10 protein-coding genes are annotated in these 13,575 nt (G+C 66.3%); 5 read left to right on the top strand and 5 right to left on the bottom strand.

The window, feature by feature from the left end:
• Positions 1-13 precede the first annotated feature (13 nt).
• Both THI_RS07290 and THI_RS07285 read right to left on the bottom strand, forming a co-directional pair.
• A complete protein-coding gene (locus tag THI_RS07290; RefSeq protein WP_231836442.1) occupies positions 14-1,558 on the bottom strand; it encodes a heavy metal sensor histidine kinase in 1,545 nt (514 codons plus the stop codon).
• The gene (locus THI_RS07285; protein WP_041609195.1) at positions 1,548-2,225 is read right to left on the bottom strand and encodes a heavy metal response regulator transcription factor; all 678 of its coding nucleotides are present in this window, start codon (positions 2,223-2,225) and stop codon (positions 1,548-1,550) included. Before THI_RS07285 ends, THI_RS07290 begins: the two co-directional genes overlap by 11 nt.
• Before the next feature lie 200 nt (positions 2,226-2,425).
• Between THI_RS07285 and THI_RS07280 the strand changes: the two genes are divergently transcribed.
• The 4 genes from THI_RS07280 to THI_RS07265 all read left to right on the top strand — a co-directional run bounded on the left by THI_RS07280 (position 2,426) and on the right by THI_RS07265 (position 8,573).
• Entirely contained in the window at positions 2,426-3,820 is a 1,395-nt protein-coding gene (locus tag THI_RS07280; protein ID WP_231836439.1) for a TolC family protein, read from the top strand.
• Positions 3,821-3,826: 6 nt separating this feature from the next.
• Positions 3,827-4,831 (top strand): efflux RND transporter periplasmic adaptor subunit, encoded by a 1,005-nt coding sequence (locus tag THI_RS07275; RefSeq protein ID WP_013105607.1) that lies wholly within the window; start codon positions 3,827-3,829, stop codon positions 4,829-4,831.
• Complete coding sequence (locus THI_RS07270) at positions 4,831-7,995, top strand: efflux RND transporter permease subunit (RefSeq protein ID WP_013105606.1); 3,165 nt, start codon at positions 4,831-4,833, stop codon at positions 7,993-7,995. The genes THI_RS07275 and THI_RS07270 overlap by 1 nt, the downstream gene beginning before the upstream one ends.
• A gap of 98 nt (positions 7,996-8,093) precedes the next feature.
• Complete coding sequence (locus THI_RS07265) at positions 8,094-8,573, top strand: hypothetical protein (RefSeq protein ID WP_013105605.1); 480 nt, start codon at positions 8,094-8,096, stop codon at positions 8,571-8,573.
• Positions 8,574-8,575: 2 nt separating this feature from the next.
• On the opposite strand, the gene THI_RS07260 is transcribed toward THI_RS07265, so the two are convergent.
• Positions 8,576-10,279 carry a multicopper oxidase family protein gene (locus THI_RS07260; RefSeq protein ID WP_013105604.1) on the bottom strand — a complete coding sequence of 568 codons (1,704 nt, stop codon included), beginning with the start codon at positions 10,277-10,279 and terminating at the stop codon, positions 8,576-8,578.
• 206 nt (positions 10,280-10,485) lie between these two features.
• Between THI_RS07260 and THI_RS07255 the strand changes: the two genes are divergently transcribed.
• Positions 10,486-10,809, top strand: coding sequence for a PepSY domain-containing protein (locus THI_RS07255; protein WP_013105603.1), 324 nt, complete (start codon positions 10,486-10,488; stop codon positions 10,807-10,809).
• An 80-nt stretch (positions 10,810-10,889) separates the two neighbouring features.
• On the opposite strand, the gene THI_RS07250 is transcribed toward THI_RS07255, so the two are convergent.
• Positions 10,890-12,566, bottom strand: a complete 1,677-nt coding sequence (locus THI_RS07250; protein WP_231836503.1) for a DUF5666 domain-containing protein — start codon at positions 12,564-12,566, stop codon at positions 10,890-10,892.
• Positions 12,556-13,410, bottom strand: coding sequence for a DUF6502 family protein (locus THI_RS07245; protein WP_013105601.1), 855 nt, complete (start codon positions 13,408-13,410; stop codon positions 12,556-12,558). The genes THI_RS07250 and THI_RS07245 overlap by 11 nt, the downstream gene beginning before the upstream one ends.
• Positions 13,411-13,575: the final 165 nt, after the last annotated feature.

Genomic DNA, 13,575 nt, shown 5'->3' with positions numbered 1-13,575 from the left:
CTCTACGCTGGTTTCAGGCGGGCCAGTCCAGCATCATTCGGGTTCCGTGATTCGGAATGCTCTCGACACTGACCTCGCCGCCATGCAGGCGCACGATGTTGCGCACCAGGGCCAGCCCCAGGCCCAACCCGCCGCGGCTTCGGCTGCGTGCGGCATCGGCGCGGTAAAAGCGGTCGAACAGATACGGCAGATGCTCGGCGGCGATGCCGCAGCCGGTGTCGGCCACTTCAATACGTATTCCGCCGCTGTGTGGATGCGCTGAGAGCGTCACCGTACCGCCGCGCGGGGTGTGCGCCAAGGCGTTGCCGATCAGATTGCCCATGGCCCGCTGGAGCAGCATGCGGTCGGCTCGAAAGGCCAGTTGCGGTGTCACCCGCACATGAAGGCGCACCTCGGCCTCGGCTGCGGTTGCCTCGAAGAAATCGGCCAGGGTGCGGAGTTCCTGCGCGACATCCAGCCGTTCCAGCCGCAGCGCGGCATCTGGATGCTCGGTCTGCGCCAGAAACAGCAGGGTCTGGATCATTTGCGACAGACGCTCGCACTCTTCCACCGCCGATTCGAGCGCCTCACGGTATTCGCCCGGCTCACGCGGCCTGCCGAGCGCCACCTCCAGCCCGCCCCAAAGATTGGTGATGGGCGTGCGCAATTCATGCGCCATGTCGGCGGAAAACTGGGAGATGCGGCCGAACGATTCCTCCAGCCGTTGCAGGGTGGCATTGAAGGCCAGGGCGAGCGTCTGCAGTTCTGCGGGCAGGCGTTGGGTATCGAGCCGTTTGTGCAGGTCTTGCGCACCGATACCGCGCGCGGAATCGGCCATATGCCGCAAGGGGCGCAGACCGCGCCAGGCGATGCCATAACCTGCCGCGGCCGCAGCGAGAATAGCCGCGAGCAGCACCGCCGACAGGCGAAGCCGGTAATCGGCCAAAATACGCGACTCTGCCGTACGGTTCAGCGCCACTTCCAGGCGCATGGGTGTGAGCGCAGCGCCTGCCGCAACCCGCGCCGTCAGCGGCAGCAGGGCGGTGAGGTAATGCTGATCGTGAGGCAGATGCACTTCGTGCAATCGCGGCGCTCCCTCAACGCCCGGCGTGAGAAAAGCGCCTTCATTCAGCGCACGGCTAAAGCCCGGTGTTTGCAGCAGCACGGCCCCACGAGCGTCCAGCAGGCGCAGGTAGAGGTCGCGCGGCGCATCCGGCGGCAGCTTGAGATAAGCCTCCTGCCCCACCTCATCACTCTGCACGGGGTGGGTCTGCAGCAGCGCGGCAACGGTATCGAGTTTGCGCAGCACCGACTCGCGGTCTTCCTGCATCATGCGCGCGCTCAAACCCCAGTACACCCAGCTGCTTGCCGCCAGCAGGATGAGCGCCAATGTCAGCGAAAACGCTCCCGCCATCCAGGCCGCCAGCGAGCGCGGCGGCAGCCCGTACTGGCGCAGACGGCGCAGCGCAAAGTCGGTCCAGCCCAGCAGGCCCATGCCTTGCCTCTTTCGGCCCTCGCCTGCCTGGGTTCGCGGGGAAGGCCGGGAAGCGACCACGGCCTCGGTCGAATCACTTTGCATCGCGCACTTCCAATACATAACCCACCCCGCGGACGGTGTGCAACAGCGGCGCGGGGAAGGGCTCGTCGAGCTTGCTGCGCAAGCGACGAATGTGTACGTCCACCACATTGGTGTCGCTGTCGAAGTTCATATCCCAGACCTGTTCGGCAATCAGGGTGCGCGACAGCACCTCGCCAGCGCGTCGTGACAACAGCGCCAGCAGCGCGAACTCCTTGGGGGTGAGCGCCAGCCGCTGCCCGCCGCGCTCGGCGCGCTGGCGATGCATGTCAACCCGCAGATCGGCCACTTCCATCACTTCCGGCAGGCGCGTGACACCGCGCCGCAGCACGCTGCGCACCCGCGCCAGCAGCTCGGAAAACGCGAAAGGCTTGACCAGATAGTCGTCGGCGCCCAGCTCCAGCCCGCGTACCCGATCGGCCACGCCGTCGCGCGCGGTGAGCATGAGTACCGGGGTGGTCTGCCGCGCCCGCAGTTCGCTCAACACACTCCAGCCGTCGCGGCCGGGCAGCATGGCATCGAGCACGATCAAGTCGTACGGCTGAGTCAGCGCCAGATGCAGACCATCCGTGCCATCGACGGCGACATCCGCGATGAAGCCATTCTCCCCGAGCCCGCGCTTGAGATAGGCCGCCGTTTTGGCCTCGTCTTCGACAATGAGAATTCGCATCCCTGCATTGTCGGCTCGCCGCTGGCAGAGCGACGTATCGGTCTGCAACATGACGGAATCGTCATGCGGACTTCATGTCGGCGTCAAGCCCCGCAGTGCAGCATGCGGGAATGACAGCACGCTCATCAAACCCCGCGGGTCGATTGCTACTTGCAGCTCTGCTCGCAGCGCTGCTGGGCGGATGCGCGAGCGCACCCGCTTTGCCCCCCGAAGTCACTCCGCAAGCCAGCGCCCATGCACTGCAACACCGCAGCCTGCTCGATCCGCGATTGCAGCGTTTCATCGCCCTGCAGACGGGGACACCGCACCCAATCGCCCAGCCCTGGACGCTGCAAGATCTGAGTCTGGCCGCCCTCTACTTCCACCCCAGCCTGAAGGTGAGCCGCGCCAACACGCAACTGGCCCAGGCCGACTTGCAGATCGCCCGCCAGTATCCCAACCCCAGTCTGCAGTTCGGTCTGAAATACGGCGCCGCGGCCGGGCTGCTGGCGCCGAGCCCGTGGACCGTGGGCATGGCCATCGGCCTGCTGTTGCAATCGCAAGCTCAACGCACCTCAGAGACCTCGCGTGCCGAGGCGGGCGTGCACGCTGCGCAGTTGCTGCTGAGCGGCGCGCGCTGGACGGTACGCGACCAAGTGCAACAGGCTTATGTCTCGCTTTGGGCGGCGCAGCAAAGGGCGCATCTTCAGCAACGAGTGCTGGAAACCGATCTAGCCTTGCAAGGCCGCACCGCCGCGCGAGCGCAAGCGGGTGTGGACTCGCCACTGGCCGCCGCGTTGGCCCAGCAGGCCGCACAAAACGCCGCCCTGCAAAAGAGCCGCGATGTCGGCGCGGAAGGCGCCGCCCGCGTCGCTCTGGCCGGTGCGATGGGTCTGCCGGTTGCCGCGCTGCAGGGAGTGAAAATCGACTTTTCTGCGCTTCACAACCCTCCAACCCTTCCAGATGCAACCCAGCTAACGCAGTTGCGGCGCAAGGCGCTGGAACAGCGCGACGATGTTCGCGCCGCCTGGCAAGAGGTGCTCTCGGCGCAGGCCGCCCTGCGGCTGGCGCAGGCCCAGAGCGACGGCGGGCCGCCGTCGATCGCCCCCGGCGCCGAGCGCGATCAGGGTGTCAACCGTCTGATGCTCGGCGCTCGCATCCCTCTGCCCCTGTTCAACCAGCATCAGGGCCAGATCGCTGCCGCCCGCGCGCGTTTGAGCTTGCGTGAAGCCCTGCTCAAGCAAACGCAGGCGCGAGTGCTCGTGCGCATCGAACGGTCTGAAACCGCCCTGCAGACCGCACAAGACCGGGTGCGCCAGGCCGAGCAATTGATCGCCGCCAATCGGGCATTGCTCAACGCCGACCTTGCCGCCCAGCACCGCGGACTGCTTGGACCGGAACCTGCCCTGCGTGCGCAACTGCGACTTCTGTCCACCGAGCAGGCGGCGCTGCAAGCGCGCACCGATCAATGGCAGGCGCTCGGCGCATTGCAGGGCGCGCTCGAGCAACCCATTCTTTCGGCAGCCCAGTCGCGGCCTTCCAACTCGGCGCCGCCCGCTGTCATGCCGCCCACTGTTGCGCCGCATCTGTCTCAAGTGGTCTGGCGCGAGGAGTAAAGCCTGATGCAGAGCAAAAAACCCTCTCTCCCCCGCCTCAGCCTTGCGGCCTGTTGCGCGGCCGCATGCTGGCTGGGGGCCACTTCGGCGCAGGCCGCCTTGCCGCAGCCCGTGCTGTGGAGCTCTGCGCAGATGGCGTCGGCCGACTTGCGGATCGAGCACCTCACGCCCGCGAATTACCGCACGCGATTCACCGCTAGCGCCACCGTCCAGAGCCCATCGGGTTTGCTGCGCAGCCTGAGTGCACTGGACGCGGCAAGGTCGCGGCTCAAGGTCGCGCAAAGTGGCCTGCAACTCGCCCTCATGCAGGCCGAGCGCGATCAGGGGCTATTCGAGGCCGGACAAAATGTCGCGCTGGCCGAGGTGCAGCAAGCGCAGGCGGCGGCCGAGCAAGCGCGGGCCGAGGTCGACAGCGCCCGTGCGGCAGTGGACGTGGCTCAAGCACAGCTCACCGCCCAGCTTGGCACGGCGCTGGCGTCGCAACTGAGCAGGCAAACTGCGCTGCGCCAGGCCATTCTGAATGGGAGCGAACTCATCGTCGATCTCACCTTGCCGCCGGGCCGAGCCCTGCACCAGACAGCGCAAGTCGAACTGCATATTCCAGGCAGCCAACGCACAGTGCACGCCCGCGTCATCGGCCCGGCCGCTGCGGCCTCCAGCCAGTTGCAGGGATGGCGCGAGGTGCTCATCGCCCCCGCCGCACCCGGTCTGATGCCGGGGCTGGAATTGGTGGCCGAAGTGCAGTCCGCACGGGCGCAATCTGGCGTCAGGCTGCCGTCCAGCAGTGTGGTGTGGACTGACGGAAAGGGTGTTGTCTTCGTCGCCACCGCAGCCGAAGGCAAGGCCCGCCATTTCACCGCGCGCAAGGTGTCCACCGCCTGGCCGCTGCACGGCGGGTATGTGCAACCGGGCTGGGGCGCGGTGGATGTGGTGACGCGCGGCGCCGGACTGGTGCTGACGCCGCCACCGAAACCGCACGCCCTGCCCGCGGTTGGCGGAGACGACGACTGATGGCCCGCACCTCGGGTTGGCAAGCCGCGCTCATCGCCTTAAGCATTCGTCGCCGTGGCGTGGTGCTGGCGCTGGCGGTCTTGCTCGCCGCGCTGGCGGTGAACGTCGCGCGCACCGCGAGTACCGACGTGTTCCCCGAATTCGCCGCCAAGATGGTGAAGGTGCAGACCGAGGCCACCGGCCTGTCGCCCGAGCAGGTGGAACTGCTGGTTACCAACCCGCTGGAGGCGGCCTCCAGCGGGTTGCTGGGGGTGAAGCAGGTGGCGTCGAAAAGCCTGCCGGGTATCTCCATCCTGAAGCTGTATTTCGAGGCCGACACCCAGCTGCAGGAGGACCGCTGGCGCGTGGCGCAACACCTCGCCAGCGTGCATCTGCCTGCGGGCGTCGGGCCGCCGCGGCTGATTCCATTGACCTCCAGTACGGGCACGGTGTTGATGGCCGGGCTGACTTCGCATCGCAAGAGCCTGATGGATCTGCAGTCCATCGCGCAATGGGATATTCGCCCGCAACTCATGGCCGTGCCCGGCGTGGCCAATGTGCTGGTGTTCAGCCAGCAGGTACGGGCGCTGCAGGTGCGGGTCGATCCGCAGGCGCTGCAGCGCTTTCATCTCGATCTGCAGCAAGTGCAGGCGGCCACCCAGCACGCCACGGGGCTGCTGGGCGCGGGCTTCATGCCCACGCCGCAGCAACGCGTGCTGCTGGTCAGCCACGGCGCGGCCGACACCCCGCAGGCACTGGCCGCCACCGTGCTGCGCGCCACGCCGGACGGCGCCATCACTTTGGGCGATGTGGCGCAAGTGGGCTATGCCTCGCTGCCCGCCATCGGCGGCGCCAGTATCAGCGGCCAGCCCGCAGTCATCCTCAAAATCCAGGAGTCCTACGGCGCCAACACCCTGGCGGTGACGCGCGGGGTGCAGGCGGTGTTGCAGCGGCACCGGGCCGCGCTCGCGGCGCAGGGCATCGCGCTGCATGCCAAGCTGTTCCGCCCGGCGGACTTCATCACCATCGCCATGCGCAATGTGCGCGATTCGCTCGTGCTGGGCGCGCTCCTGGTGGTGCTGGTCATTGCGCTGACGCTGCTGGACTGGCGCGCGGCGCTGATCTCCTCGCTGGCCATTCCGCTGTCGCTGCTGGCCGCGGTCACCGTGCTGGTGTGGATGGGCGTGACGCTCAATGTGATGACCCTGGGCGGCCTGGCGATCGCCATCGGCGTGGTGGTGGACGATGCGGTGATCGACGTCGAGAACATCCTGCGCCGACTGCGCGCCAACGCTGTGGCCGCGCTCCCGCAGCCGCCGTTGCGCGTCGTGCTCGCTGCCTGCCTGGAAGTGCGCGGCGCGGTGGTTTACGCCACCGCAGCGGTGCTGCTGGTCATCGTGCCGATCTTGTTGCTGCCGGGGCTGTCGGGCCGCTTGTTCGCGCCGCTGGCGCAGGCTTATGCGCTGTCGGTGCTGGCCTCGCTTGCGGTTGCGCTCACGGTCACGCCAGCGCTGGCCGCGTTGCTGTTGGCCGGGCGCGATCACCGGCTTCATACTCGTGCCCCGGTACGCGTCGCCCAACGTGGCTATGGCGCCCTGCTCCACCGTCTGCTGCCGCACTGGCTGCCCGCGGCACTCATGACCGTTCTGCTCGTTGGCGGTGCGGCGCTGCTGACGGGAGGCATGGGCGGCAGCTTTCTGCCGCCGCTGCAGGAAGGGCAATACATCGTGCACATGCGGCTGGCGCCGGGCGCCTCCATCCAGGCTTCGCTGGACGAAGGTGCGCGCGTGACCCAGGCGCTCGAACGCTTGCCCCAAGTCCGTTTGGTGGCGCAGCACACCGGCCGCGCCACGCTCTCGCCCGACGCCTCCGGCACGCAAAGCAGTTCGCTCGACGTGAATCTCAAACCAGGGGCAGATTCGGCGCAGGCGCTGGCCGCCATCGAGCGCGTGCTCGGCGGTTTTGCCGGAGCCAGCTTTCGCGTCAACAGCTTTCTCACCGAGCGCATGGACAACACCGTGGCCAGCGGCGCGGGTGCGCCGCTGGTGGTGCACGTGCTGGGCAATCATCTGCACACCCTCGATGCCGTGGCCGCCCGAGTGGCCACCGTGCTGAGCCGCCTGCCCACGGCCACCGGCGTGCAGTTGCAGGCGCCGCCCGGAGTGCCGCAACTCGACATCAGCCTGGATGCGCAGGCGCTGCGTCGCTGGGGGCTGCAGCCGCTGCCAGTGCTGCAGACCATCCAAACCGCGTTTGCTGGCCGCATCGCCGGCACGGTGTTCCACGGCGCGGTTCCGGTGCCGGTGCGCGTGGTGCTGGACCGCTGCGCCCGTAGCAATCCGCAGGCACTGGGCGATCTGCTGATTCACACGCCGACGCTGGGCTTCGTGCCGCTGTCGCAACTGGCGCGCATCAGCGCCGCCAGCGGCCCGTCGGACATCCGCCATCTGGGCGGGCAGCGAGAGCAGACCGTGCTGGCCTCCACCACATCGACCAATCTCACCGGCTTTGTGCAGCGAGCCCACGCGGCCATTGCCCGGCAGGTGCAACTGCCGCCAGGAGTCACCCTGCAATTCGAGGGCGAGGCGGCGCAGCGCAGCGCCACGCTGCAGCGGCTGGGTGTGGACGTGCTCGGGGTGCTGGCCGGCTTGATCCTGCTGCTGTCGATCGCCTTGGGACGCAGACCTCATGCGCGGGAGGGGCATGCGGCCACGCCGCTGCAGGCCGCTTCCACCACGACGCGGCAGGTCCTGCTGGTGCTGCTCTCGGTTCCCACCGCTTGGGCGGGCGGCGTGTTCGCCGCCTGGCTAGTGGGCGGCGTGCTCTCGCTGGGCGCGGTGATCGCCCTGCTCGCGCTAATGGGCATCAGCCTGCGCAATGCCATTCTCATCTTTGCCCATGCCGCGCAATTGCAGCGCGAGCAGGGCCTGGACTGGAACACCGATACCCTGCAGCGCGCCGTGGCCGACCGCTTGGCCGCCATCGTGATGACCAGCCTGGTCACGGCACTGGGTGTGCTGCCGCTGGCGCTAGGCCTGCATGCGCCGGGGCGCGAAATCGAAGGGCCGATGGCGGTGGCGCTGCTCGGCGGACTGCTCACCAGCTTGCTCTACAACCTGTTCGTGCTGCCCTCGCTGGCGCTGCGCTTTGGCGTGGCCCATCCCCGGAACCGGGCGCCCGAATGAAGACTCTTACCGCTCACACTCATCCCTCGTTTGCAACCGGCACGAAGCGGTGGTCGCCGCCGGTTGTTGCACAACCCGCCATCGCCAAGGAGATCAACTTGCACACGTCCAACCCCCTGCGCGCTCGGGCGCGCAATGCCGCGGCAAGCGCGCTGCTGTCAGCCGGCGCTCTGCTACTGGCGCCCGGTAGCTTCGCCGCCACGGCCGCAACGCCCCAGGCAACGCCGGTCTATGTACACATGAACGGCGCGCACACCATCATCGGCTACAACCCGCTGACGGGCAAAACCAGCACCCGCTTCGATGGCGCCGTGCAAGGCACGCCCGGCCCAGGACACCCGGTGAGCACCTACGCGATTGCGTTCAAGCATCCGGGGTTGCAGTTCTATTACTGCTCGGTGCACGCCGAACTGATGAAGGAGCCGGGTGGCCGCACCGTGCCGAAAAAACGCCCCACCGTGCACGGTTTCGGCGACCCGATGGCCGGGCTGATCATCGTCACCACCGACAAACGCCTGCTGGCCGATAACCCGCCGACGACGCACGAGAAAATTCTGCCGGGTTACTTTGGCGGCTGAGATCAGGTCACGGTGAACTGGCCCATCATGCCGTTGTCTTCATGCTCCAGAATGTGGCAATGGAACATGAAGGGATGGGCATCACCCGCCGGTTGATTGAAGTGGGCGATGAGCCGCACGGTTTCGCCCCGCCGCACCAGCACAGTGTCTTTCCACCCGGCTTCGTGCGCGGGCGGCGGGCTGCCGTTGCGGCTCAAAATCTGGAACGAGGTGCTGTGATAGTGGAAGGGATGCGCCATATGGCCCTGATTGGCGACTTCCCAAATCTCGGTGGAACCCAGGCGCAGCCGCTGGTCGATGCGGGCCATGTCCATGTGGTGGTGGTTGATTGAAAACAGCTTCTGCCCTCCCACCCCCAGGCTCATGCCGCCAGGACCGACTTCGCTCGCATCCATCGCCTGCGAGCCGCTGCGCATGCTCCCCATACCCTCCATACCGCCCATTCCGCCCATCATGTTGCCCGACATGCCCTGCAAGGTGAAACTGCGCACTGGCGCGTCGGCACGCAACACGGGCAGATCCACCATGCGGGCAGGAAGCCGTGCTGGGGTTCCCGCAGGCGGGCCGACTCTGAACTCCAACAGCTCGAAGCCTTGGTGATCGAAGGAATCGGCATCCATCGGCATGGCGCTCAGATCCGGCACCACGGCGCCGGAATCGCTGCGCAATACCAAGCGCTTGCCCTGATCGCCGCGTAGGTCCACCAGGATTTCCGCGCGCTCGCTCGGCGCCAGCAACAAGCTGTGCACCGGCACCGGGCGCGGCAACAAACCGGCATCGGTGGCGACGACATGAAACACGCGGCCATCGGCAAACGCCAGATTGAACACCCGGGCATTGGCCGCATTGAGCAGGCGCAGCCGCACCCACTGCGCCGGCGCGTTCCAGTACGGCTGCTCGCGACCGTTGACCAGAAAGCGATCGCCCTTCATGCCCATGCGATCCATCATGCGGGTCATGTAAAGCAGTCGGCCATCGGCAGCGAGACGGCGGTCCTGCAAGATGAGGGGAATATCGTCCACGCCGTATTGCTGCGGCAAACCTAGGTGTTGGTCGGCAGGATCATCCACCAGAAACAGGCCGCCCAGGCCCGCATAGACATGCGGCCCGGTACGGGTGTCAGGATGGGGGTGATACCAGAGCGAGCCCGCGGGCTGCTGCAGGGTGAAGTGCACGCGGCGTTGCCCGCCGGGCGCGATGAGACTTTGCGGCCCGCCATCCATCTCGCCCGGCACATGCGCGCCATGCCAATGGAGGGTGGTGGACTGATCCAGCGCGTTGTTCAGATCGATTTGCACGGCTTTGCCGCGCGGCACGCGCAGCGTGGGGCCGAGCACCGCACCGTTGTAGCCCCAGGTAGCAGTCTGCAGACCATCCACCAGTATGCTGCGCCCCGGCGCCATACGCAGGGCGTAATGCAGCACGCCGTCGCGCGGCTGGCCATGAAGCTCCGGGGGAATGAGCAAGGCGCGGCTGAACACGCCGACTCCTGGCGCAGCAGCCGTCGGCCGTGACTGCCCCATGTCCATGCCCGCCATGCCTCCCATGCCCGGCATCCCCGCCATGCCGCCCATTCCAGCGCCGCGCGCCTGCCCGGCAACCGCAAAGCCCAGCGCCCCCAGCGCCAACAACGCTTTGCGACGGGGCAGATTCAACGGCGCATCCTCTGCGCTGGCAACAGTCTGGCGTTCAGCGGGTGATTTCATGGCGCGCCTCTCTTTAATCGTTGGGTCAACATACCGGGTACTGTATGCGGATGCCGTCTGCCGAGTTGTGTGCAGATGTCATAAAACCGTGACGTTTTGCTAAGCGTGCGCTCATTCCAGAAGACGACACTCCTTCCATCGCAAACGGTTTGCGATCGCCGCATCCAGCGGTGTTTCGCTCGCAAGAGTTCATAAGGAGTTTGATCATGCAACAACGCAACAAAACCGCATTTCTGTTCGCCAGCGCGCTGGCTCTTGGCCTGGCCGGCGCCGCTGGCTCCGCCTATGCCATGGACAGTTCGCAATACACCAAGGAAGCCAAGGTGACGCTGGATGAAGCCCGCGCCATCGCTCTCAAAGCCCTCCCTGGTGCCACCATCACCGACCAGGAACTCGAAAAGGAAAAGGGCGGCAGCGGCCTGCGCTATTCCTTCGACCTCAAAGTGGGGCAGACCGAGCATGAAGTGGGCGTGGACGCCCAGACCGGCGCCGTGCTTGAAAACAGTGTCGAAGGCGCCAACGCCGACTGATCGACCCCGCCTGAGCAGGCAACACAAAACCCTCGCTTCATTTCAACCCGGCGCCGCCGGGTTTTTTTGGGCCCATTTTCTCAGTCGTCGAGACTGATCTCCTGAGCCAGATTCAGGCTACCGGATTGGATAAAGCTCACATCAACTTTCGCCCCGTTGACCAGTTTTCCATTCTTGGGCATGACGCCGTTGATCTGGATGGTCAGGGCGTTGATCTCAAAGCTGCTTGCCGTGAGGTTGTAGAGCGTGCCTTTGGCCTCCAGCACCGGCGAGGACGTCCCATCGCTGGAGCCAGAGGAGGCCTGCACTTTCTGAAATGACACGCTGTAGGCCAGCAGCCCGCTCGCCGTATTGGTGGCTTCGATCTCCACGTTGGCCCCATCGATCAATTGCGCGACCGTCCCATGGCTGAACACCACATTCGGGGCGAGCGTGACCGGGAAGGTCTGGGTCTTTCCGTCGTCCTGCACGCTTAGGCTGAACACGCCGCTGGCCAGATTCACCGCGCTCACCGTGCCCTGATAGTCCACCGTGCCGCCATCGGGCGCCTGGCTGAGCACGGCCACGCTGCTGGCCGTCACCAGATTGCCGCTGCTGCCCGCCACTTGGCCGACCACGTCCACAAACACCCCGTTTCTCAGCGAGGCGGCGGTGCCGCCGGTGAACACCACGTTCGCCGCAGACGCATCCACCGGTACGCCGCGCACCAGAAAATTGCTGGCGCTCACAAAGCCGGTGATGGTGCCGCGCAATTCCACCTGCGCGGGGCTGTTCGCGTAGGTGCGCAAAGATGTGGCGGTGAGCACCCCGGTGGACGCATCGGCCTGCCCCTGCACCACTACATACGCGCCATTGCTCAGGCTCTGCACTGCGCTGGCGAGATTCGCCGCACTGGCATCGACCGGGATGCCCGCGACCTGGAAGCGGCTGCCCGCCAACTGCGCCACCAGCCCGCCCACCTGCGCCGGGCCGGAAACGCCGCGCAGGGTGCGCACGTTGACCGCGCCTGCTTGAATCGCGCCATTGGCCGCAGGTGCCGTGTTGCTCCACACATTCACCAGTTGTCCATTCGCCAGCGCCATGCCCGACGGCGTGATCAGGGTTGAAGCCTGAGTCTGCACAAGGGTGGTGCCAATCTGGAAGCTGCCGTTCGCCGCATTGAGATGGCTGACCACGCCGGTCAGCCGCGTCACCGGATTGCTAGCGGGCAACTGCTCGATACGCGTGGCCTGGATATAGCCCTGCCCGCTGGCACTTTGGCCATAGGCGCCGTGTACCTCCACCTGCATGCCGCCCTGCAGACTCGAAAAATCGTTCAACCCGGTGTAGTAGGTCACCGGCCCGGCGTCTGCATTGCTGTTCACCCGAACCGCCACGCCATTGACCGTGAAGCCGCCTGCACCCAGGTTGGCGACCGGCCCCACCAGCTCAGGATCGATGACCACTTTGCTCGGATGCCCCTGGGCGTCGAGACGAATCTGCAACTGGTCGCCCAGATTCACCGCAGTGGAGGAAGTCTGCGCCTCTTCGTCCTGATCGGTGCCGGCGTAGTAAACCGGGCTGGCGCTGCTGTAGGCGGTGCCATCGAGCACCACACTGCCGAAGCCGGTGACGGTGCCGGTGGAAATGCCCGTGCCGCCCGTGCCGACGCCGCCCGTCGTGGCCACCGTGCCACCGCCCCCACAGGAAGCCAATAAGGCGGCCAGCAGAACCAGCGCCACCGCGCCCAGTTTGCGCAAATGATTTTTATGCATCATCACGGTCGTCTCCCGTTGCCGTGGGGTCGGGCTGCGGCGTCTGCTGCGAGACATCCTCCGCCCAGTAGTAGGCGCCAAAACGCAGGCGGCAGGTGGCATCGGCGCGGCCTTGGTCGGCCGCATAACGCCGGGTGGCCTCTGTGATCATTTCGGCGCGTGCCTGCGCCCACAGCTTGCGCGCCAGCTCGCCCAGTTCTCTGGACGATTCGGGCGTCACGCCCTCGGCGAACACGCTTTGCTCGAGCTGGGGCGGCTGCCCCAACAAATTGCCGACGGCCGCCGCCGCGTGGTCGGACAGATTGGCGCCGAACAGATCGAGCAGATCACGCGATCCCGGCGGCGGCACAAAGCCCTCGCGGTGCGGCACGATCCATTCCTGCCCCTTCACGGTCTTGACTGTCACCAGCCCGAGGCGCAGCAGATCGGTCAATGCGGTAAAGGGATGGATGTCCTGCGTGACGCTGCGCGCCAGGCTGTCGAAAGACGGCGCCAGCCCCAGACGCGGCAAAGGCTTGGGGCGTTTGCGCCGGTCGCGATAAAGAGGGTCTTGCACCCAGCGGGCGAACACCTGCGAACTGATCGACATCTCCTGCGCGATGCGGCCGCTCAGCCCATTCGTGCGCCATTCGCGCACATCTTTGCGGTGCACGCCACTGAGCAGGCTGATGGCCGAATCGGTGTCTTTCTGCCCGGAGCGCAGCAGCTCCAGCCTGGCCTGCTCGATAAACAGGGGCTTGAGTTCCGCGGCGAGACGGGTGTAGTCCAGGCCACTGGCCAGCAGCAGGCGCGCCAGCGGCGCCATGACTTGCGCGAGCGCCCGCAACACATCCTCCGACGCAGGCATTGGATGCTCTGGCGGAGGCGGGCAAGGCAGACGGCGCGGGGGGCGTCCCATGAGGGTTGATCGAGGTGCGTGAAGACGTTTGAAGGCGTTGATCGAAGTTTAATGCAAGATTTTTATTGCATGTTATTTTTTCCCATTTATTATTCCAGCACGCATCGTCATGCG

This window comes from Thiomonas arsenitoxydans, from assembly GCF_000253115.1.
Lineage (GTDB): Bacteria > Pseudomonadota > Gammaproteobacteria > Burkholderiales > Burkholderiaceae_C > Thiomonas > Thiomonas arsenitoxydans.
The sequence above is the reverse complement of the archived record's forward strand: the minus strand, read 5'-3'. Positions and strand labels throughout refer to the sequence as shown.